At 72.4% G+C, this 2,574-nt stretch carries 3 protein-coding genes and 1 pseudogene; 2 read left to right on the top strand and 2 right to left on the bottom strand.

The features are described from left to right. Positions 1-205, bottom strand: a pseudogene (locus AB0J68_RS30710) (hypothetical protein); the annotation flags it as partial. A gap of 181 nt (positions 206-386) precedes the next feature. On the opposite strand from AB0J68_RS30710, the gene AB0J68_RS30705 reads away from it, so the two are divergent. Further along, positions 387-1,064, top strand: coding sequence for a dienelactone hydrolase family protein (locus AB0J68_RS30705; RefSeq protein WP_363942215.1), 678 nt, complete (start codon positions 387-389; stop codon positions 1,062-1,064). Here AB0J68_RS30705 and AB0J68_RS30700 read toward each other — a convergent pair. After that, on the bottom strand, positions 1,059-2,228 hold the full coding sequence (locus AB0J68_RS30700; RefSeq protein ID WP_363942212.1) for an AI-2E family transporter: 1,170 nt from the start codon (positions 2,226-2,228) through the stop codon (positions 1,059-1,061). The two genes, AB0J68_RS30705 and AB0J68_RS30700, sit on opposite strands and share 6 nt — an antisense overlap. A 142-nt stretch (positions 2,229-2,370) precedes the next feature. Here AB0J68_RS30700 and AB0J68_RS30695 point away from each other — a divergent pair, with 142 nt between their 5' ends. Next, a complete protein-coding gene (locus AB0J68_RS30695; protein ID WP_363942209.1) occupies positions 2,371-2,553 on the top strand; it encodes an antitoxin in 183 nt (60 codons plus the stop codon). Positions 2,554-2,574: the final 21 nt, after the last annotated feature.

The following is a 2,574-nucleotide window of genomic DNA, read 5'->3' as shown; positions in this document are numbered from 1 at the left end:
GGTGATGCTCGTTCTTCGGGACATCATGTTCGGCAATCGGCGGCACTTCCGCGAGCTGCTCGCCGGCAGTGAGGAGGGCATCGCGCCGAACATTCAGCCGGGCCGAGGCGGCCTGGTCCCCGAAGTCCTGGTTGCGCTCCGCGTCCTGTTCACGCTGGTCGCGCTCGGTCATCTGCTGCTGCCGGGAGATCTGCTGCTTGGCCATGCTGATCCTCGCGATCCGTCGGGGCGCCGGTGCGCCGACACGGTCTGCGGTCGGTCGTCGCGTACCCGGCGGCCCACCCGGCAAACGCCGCCCCGGAAGCCGCGCGACGCGGCGGGCGCGGGGCGCGTGCGACGCGGCGGGTGGGGTAAGCGGGCCAGAGGCGAGCACGCGGAGGTGCGGCATGGACGAGCAGCGCAGCACGGTGACCATTCCGATCCGGGACGTCCAGCTTCCCGCCGATCTGATGGTGCCCCCACGGCCGGTCGGCGTGGTGCTGTTCGCGCACGGCAGCGGTAGCTCGCGGCACAGCCCGCGCAACGTCGCGGTGGCCCGGACGCTGACCGGCCGCGGCCTCGCCACCGTGCTGGTGGATCTGCTCACCCCGGACGAGGACGAGCTCGACACGCGCACCGCCGAACTGCGCTTCGACATCGGGATGTTGGCCAGCCGGCTGGCCGGGATCGTCGACTGGTTGGCGGTCGAGAGCCCCGCCGGTGACGTGCCGATCGGTCTCTTCGGTGCCAGCACGGGCGCCGCCGCCGCGCTGGTCGCGGCCGCGTACCGCGCCGACCGGGTGGGGGCGGTGGTCTCCCGGGGCGGCCGACCCGACCTGGCCGGCGCCGCCCTGGCCCAGGTGCGTACCCCGACGCTGCTGCTGGTCGGCGGCCTGGACGAGGAAGTGCTCACGCTCAACGAGCAGGCGCTCACTGAGCTGGGGGAGGTCGGCGAACTGTGGGTGGTGCCGGGGGCCACCCACCTCTTCGAGGAGCCCGGCGCGCTCGACCAGGTCGCCGAACACGCCGGCACCTGGTTCACCACCCATCTCGCCCGGACGACCGCCGCGCCGCGCCGCTCATGACCGTGCCGGCGCGTCCGTGGTGGAGCGGCGGCGCTGAACGGTGTCGATGACCCGCCAGAGAACGGCGGTGATCGGAACGCTGACGAAGGCGCCGGCGATGCCCGCGATCAGGGTGCCCGCGGTGACCGCCACCAGGATGACGGCCGGGTGCAGGCGCACCTGCCGCTTCATGACCAGCGGCTCCAACAGGTTGCCCTCGATCTGCTGCACCGCGACCACCGCGGCGAGGGTGAGCAGGGCGGTCGTCGGCCCGTTGGCCGCCAATGCCACCAGCACCGCCACCGCGCCGGCCACCGTCGCCCCGATGATCGGTACGAAGCCGCCGAGGAAGGTGATCAGCGCCAGCGGCAGGGCCAGCGGCACCCGTAGCAGCACCAGGGCCAGGCCGATGCCGATCGCGTCGATCGCGGCGATCAGCATGGTCCCCCGGCTGTACGCGCCCAGCGTCTGCCAGCCGGCCCGGCCGGCCTCGGCCACCACCGGTCGGTTCGGGCCGGTCATCCGGGACAGCACCCAGTGCCACATCGACCTGCCGTCCTTGAGCAGGAAGAAGAGCAGCACCAGGGCGAGCAGCGCGGAGCCGACGACCTCGCTTGCCGTCCGGGCGCCCGCCACCGGGTCCGGAGAGCTGCCGCTGAGCCCCTCCCGGGCCTGGTCGACCAGCTTGTCGAGTTGGGCGTCGCTGACCGGCAGGGTGGACGTGACGAAGTCACGGCTGCGGTCGAGCCCCTGGGTCAGCTCCTGACTGAGCTGGTCGAACTGGCTGGCGGTCAGGTTCCACACCAGCGCGCCGACCCCCACCAGGATGCCGAGCAGCAGCAGGACGGTGAGCAGCGCGGCCAGTGCCGCGGGCAGGCGCAGGCGGCGCAGCCGGAGCAGCACCGGGTCGAGCAGCGCGGTGAGGAAGATGGTGGCGGCCAGGGCGATGGCCAGCGGGGCCAGCAGGACGGCGATCCGACCCAGCAGATAGAGCCCGGCGATGATCACCACCAGGCAGGCGCTCCACACCACCGCGCTTCGGACCAGCCAGGGCAGCGCCGCCCACGCGTGGCGTGGTCCGGTCTCACCGGTCGTCGCCGCGGTGCCGGTTGTGGACGCGGTGCCGGTTGTGGACGCGGTGCCGGTTGTCGGCGCGGCGTCCGCCCCGGGTTCGTCTGCCGTCATGTCGGCCCTCCTCGATCTCGGCGAGTCGGTACCCGGCCGGCGATGCACCGACACCCGAATCGCGCCATCCCCGTCCGGACCGTCGGTGTTTGCGCCGACAGGCCCAGGGAACGCAAGTGGAAACGATCCGAGGAGGAGCGCCGTGGGTGACTTCATGGACAAGGCCAAGGACGTCACGGACAAGCACGACAAGCAGGTAGACCAGGGCATGGAGAAGGCCGGCGACATGGCCGACAAGGGCACGGGCGGCAAGTACGACGACCAGATCGACAAGGGCGTGGATCAGGCGCAGGCGCGTACCGGTGAGGGTGACCAGGCCCGCTGACGAACCGGACGTCTCCCGGGC

The organism is Micromonospora sp. NPDC049580 (genome assembly GCF_040675595.1).
GTDB lineage: Bacteria > Actinomycetota > Actinomycetes > Mycobacteriales > Micromonosporaceae > Micromonospora.
Note: the sequence above shows the minus strand (reverse complement) of the source record. Positions and strands in the feature narration are given on the sequence as shown.

What these genes read in the sequence shown, in the direction of transcription:
- AB0J68_RS30705 (WP_363942215.1), top strand. Translation starts at nt 387, where the DNA reads ATGGACGAGCAGCGCAGCACGGTGACCATTCCGATCCGGGACGTCCAG.
- AB0J68_RS30700 (WP_363942212.1), bottom strand. Translation starts at nt 2,228, where the DNA reads ATGACGGCAGACGAACCCGGGGCGGACGCCGCGCCGACAACCGGCACC.